We start from the raw sequence: 3453 nt of genomic DNA on the forward strand, positions 1-3453 counted from the left end.
GTGGTCGGTCGCGAGCGCCACGGCCGTGGGCGTGAGCCCGCGCCCGGCAAACCCCGCACCCACCCAATAGCCGATCGTTGCCGAGGCGAGCGAGCCGTAGGTCATGCCGCTGACATTGAGCTGGCCGGCCAATCGGCCTTCCGTCTCGATGATGAACGGCAGGCCCGTGCCCGCCCTGGCGCCCGCGATGAGGTTGCGGATGCTGCCCTTGGTGTCCCAGTGCAAGGGCGCCGAGGGATGCGTGGCCTCCCACGGCCGCAACCAACTTCGGCTGTCGATGAGTTCGGCCTCGAGCGCGCGCGAATCACGCACGCGAATCGGCCGCAAGACGGTCGCGCCGTCACGCAGAGTGGGGATGATCGACACCGCGGCTTAGTCCATGCGGGCGGCGAAGTCGCGCAGCCACGGGCGCAGCTCGGGGCCGAGGTCAGCGCGCTCGACGGCGAGCTGCACAATGGCCTTGATGTAGTCGAGGCGGTCACCCGTGTCATACCGGCGGCCGCGGAACACCACACCGTAGACGCCGCCGGTGTCGGGCGCTTGGGCGAGCTCGAGCAGGGCATCCGTCAGCTGAATCTCGCCGCCCTTGCCGGGGGCCGTGTGCTCAAGGATGTCGAAAATCTCGGGCCGCAACACGTAGCGGCCGATCACGGCGTAGTTCGAGGGTGCGGTGCCCGGCGCGGGCTTCTCGACGAGATCGACGACGCGCACGACATCGGGGTCGTCCGTTAGTTCGACGGTGGCAACACCATAAAGATGCGCTTGCGCGGGGTCGACCTCGAGCAGGGCGATGACGCTCGCGTTGTGCTCTTCGTGCACCTCGATCATGCGCTCGAGCAGGGGGTCGCGCGGGTCGATGATGTCGTCACCGAGCAGCACGGCGAAGGGCTGGCGGCCCACGTGCATGTGGGCGCGCAACACCGCGTGACCGAGGCCGAGCGGGTCGCCCTGGCGCACGTAGTGCATGTCGGCGAGGTCGGTCGAGTACTCGACCTTGGCGAGTTTTTCGGTGTCGCCCTTCGCCTCGAGCGTGGCCTCGAGTTCGCCGACGCGGTCGAAGTGGTTCTCGAGCGCCGTCTTGTTGCGACCGGTGATCATGAGCACGTCAGTGAGCCCCGCACCGACCGCCTCTTCGACCACGTATTGAATGGCCGGCTTGTCGACGACGGGCAACATCTCTTTCGGCATGGCCTTTGTTGCGGGAAGGAACCGGGTACCGAGTCCCGCTGCGGGGATCACGGCCTTGCTGATTCGCGGGGTCATGCGCCCAGCGTAGACCCGGCGGTCGTTCACAGCCCAGGAGTACACGGGGCTTGTGTCAGCCCTAGCATGGCGGTATGGCCCCCGACCGCGAGAGCGAGCTGATCGCCGCCAAGCGCGCCCTGCGGGCCGAGCTGCGCGAGCGGCGGCGCATCCGTGCTCAGCATGACCGCGACCTCGCCACCGAAGGTCTGACGCGTCAACTCATCGCCCTCGCGTCGGCGCTCGGGCCGCGCTCACTGTCGTGTTACCTCGCCACGCGCGACGAGCCCGAGACCCGGCCGTTCATCGCGTGGGCGGCCGAGCAGGGCATTCGCGTGCTGCTCCCGGTCTCGCGCGACGACGGGTTGCTCGACTGGGCGCTCTACGACAGCGCCGACGAAGGACTCGACGTCATCGGCATGCCCGTGCCCACCACCGAAGTGCTCGGGCCCATCGCCATCAACGACGTGGGCCTCATCATCGTTCCCGCGGCGGCCGTCGACCGCTCGGGCATGCGCATGGGCTGGGGCCGCGGCTATTTCGACAAGACACTCGGCTCGATGGAGCGCCGCCCGCCCGTGTTCGCCGCCGTCTTCGACCACGAGGTCGTCGACGAACTGCCGCGCGAACGCCACGATCAGGGCGTCGACGGCGTCGTCACCCCCAGCGGCATCACGCGCTTCACCTCCTGAGCGCGGTTCGGGCGGATGCTCTGGCCGCCGTATCCTAAAAGGTGGAGGTCTTTTCCATGCCCACGTATTCGTACCGCTGCACCGAGTGTTCGACCGCGTTCGACATTCAGCAGGCCTTCACCGACGACTCGCTGACCGAGTGCCCGACGTGCCAGGGGAAGCTGCGCAAGGTGTTCTCGGCCGTCGGCGTCACCTTCAACGGTTCGGGCTTCTACCGCACCGACAGCCGCGCGGGCTCGAGCTCGTCGTCGAGCTCGTCAAGCCCGTCGAGCAGCTCGGCGAAGAGCGAGTCGAGCGGGTCATCCGCACCCGCGAGCACGCCCGCCGCAGCACCCGCTGCCGCAACTTAGGCGCGATCTGTTGCTCCCCGCTCAGTAGTGCGGGGGCTTCTCGGCCTTGAGCCGCTCGTCGTTGTCGTCGAGCCGGTGGCGCTCGGGCTCGCGCGGCGGAGTGGGATCCGAGCCCGGCGGAGGCGCCGTCGTGACCCGGCGCGCACCGCGGGCGCGGGTGGGCGGGGCCTGCCCCGCATCCGACTCGGTCATGACTTCAGGGTACGCGGCGCGACGAGGGCCGTCAGCGCTGGATCGCGAGCTCTTCGGTCTGCATGCCCGACGGTGCTGACGAGCTCGCGGGTGCCGAGGGGGCTCCGCCGACCAGTGCATAGATGCGATCAGCCACGGCCTCGGGGTCACTGAAGAGCTCGAACACGTGAACGCGCGCGTAGTGCCAGCCCAAGCGCCGCAGCAGGTCGGGGCGCAGGCGCAGTGACTCGCGCAGGCTGAGGTGCGCGAGCGCAGCATCCGTCTCGACGGCCACGCAGTAGCCCCCACGGCTTGCGACGAGCGGCAACTTGCCGCGGTGCCCGAGAGCCACCTTCATACCGCGTGCCTCGAGGCGGCGAGCAAGATCGATAAGCATCGGATCGCTGTCGTCGGGCACCTCGACCGCCGTGCGGCGCGCCTCGATGTCGTCGAACAGGTCAGCGAGCGCGCGAGCGCCGTGCGACAAGCGATCATCGTCGAGATCGCTCGGGCGAATGCAACTGACGATGCGCACGTAGCGACGCGCGCGCGTCATCGCGACGGCAAGCAAGCGGTCGCCGCCCGGGCGCCCGAGCGACCCGAACTCGGTGAGCACACGGCCGTGCGGCGTGCGGCCAAAGCCGATCGAGAAGATGACGCGGTCACGCGACTGCGCCACCGACTGCTCGATCGTGAGCACGGCAAAGGGCTCGGCGCGGTCACCGAGCAGCACGTCATGCAGATCGGGGCGGTGAGTGAGCGCCTCGAGCACCGCCGTGTGAACGCGCGCGGCGTGCTTGGCACTCGCCGTGACGACCATGAGCGACTCGGTCGGGCGCGCCGTCGCGTGCTCAATCACGAGATCGACCGTGCGCAGCACTTCGGCGTCGACGCTCTCGATCGCGCCCGAGTCGGGGTCGGGCATGCCGTGGCCGTCGTCGAGATAGTCGACCGCGATCGACGGATGCCCCAAGAACGACCCAGCCCACGGCAGCGAC

Annotated in this window: 5 protein-coding genes and 1 pseudogene; 2 read left to right on the forward strand and 4 right to left on the reverse strand. The window is 69.1% G+C overall.

The genetic code is table 11. The features are described 5' to 3' along the window. Positions 1-366, reverse strand: a 366-nt coding sequence (locus SFU54_RS09805) for a GNAT family protein (protein ID WP_319016090.1), incomplete at its 3' end; no start/stop codon positions are given. 6 nt (positions 367-372) lie between these two features. Beyond that, entirely contained in the window at positions 373-1263 is an 891-nt protein-coding gene (galU, locus tag SFU54_RS09810; protein ID WP_319016091.1) for a UTP--glucose-1-phosphate uridylyltransferase GalU, read from the reverse strand. A gap of 74 nt (positions 1264-1337) precedes the next feature. Between galU and SFU54_RS09815 the strand changes: the two genes are divergently transcribed. Beyond that, positions 1338-1934 (forward strand): 5-formyltetrahydrofolate cyclo-ligase, encoded by a 597-nt coding sequence (locus tag SFU54_RS09815; RefSeq protein ID WP_319016092.1) that lies wholly within the window; start codon positions 1338-1340, stop codon positions 1932-1934. A 56-nt stretch (positions 1935-1990) separates the two neighbouring features. After that, a complete protein-coding gene (locus tag SFU54_RS09820; protein WP_319016093.1) occupies positions 1991-2284 on the forward strand; it encodes an FmdB family zinc ribbon protein in 294 nt (97 codons plus the stop codon). A gap of 21 nt (positions 2285-2305) precedes the next feature. On the opposite strand, the gene SFU54_RS09825 is transcribed toward SFU54_RS09820, so the two are convergent. Together SFU54_RS09825 and SFU54_RS09830 are read right to left on the reverse strand one after the other, a co-directional pair. After that, positions 2306-2476, reverse strand: coding sequence for a hypothetical protein (locus SFU54_RS09825; RefSeq protein WP_319016094.1), 171 nt, complete (start codon positions 2474-2476; stop codon positions 2306-2308). Between the two features lie 31 nt (positions 2477-2507). Beyond that, a pseudogene (locus SFU54_RS09830) lies at positions 2508-3453 on the reverse strand (AAA family ATPase); the annotation flags it as partial.

Source organism: Microcella sp., assembly GCF_033763155.1.
GTDB lineage: Bacteria > Actinomycetota > Actinomycetes > Actinomycetales > Microbacteriaceae > Microcella.